The organism is Microvirga pakistanensis (genome assembly GCF_004458765.1).
GTDB lineage: Bacteria > Pseudomonadota > Alphaproteobacteria > Rhizobiales > Beijerinckiaceae > Microvirga > Microvirga pakistanensis.
The window spans coordinates 1-223 of sequence record NZ_SPJX01000342.1; the positions used below are offsets into that span (position 1 = coordinate 1).

The window sequence follows — 223 nt, forward strand, 5'->3', positions numbered from 1 at the left end:
ATCCGGCCCTGGTGCTCCCGGCCCTGCCGGATACCGTCGCCACCCAGGGCAATCTCGATCCGCTCGCGCTGATCGCCGGGGGCGAGCCGATGGACCAGGGGATCGACCGCATTCTCGCGGCGGTGCGCGGCCGCCCGCACATCTTCAATCTCGGCCACGGCATCCTGCCGGAGACGCCGATCGCCCATGTGGAACAGATGATCGCTCGCGTGAGGGGGGCTTA

General features: G+C 69.5%; 1 protein-coding gene. It reads left to right on the forward strand.

Annotated elements, in window-relative coordinates; genetic code table 11:
• Nucleotides 1–223, forward strand: a 223-nt coding sequence (locus E4K09_RS18110; protein ID WP_280177475.1) for a uroporphyrinogen decarboxylase family protein, incomplete at both ends; no start/stop codon positions are given.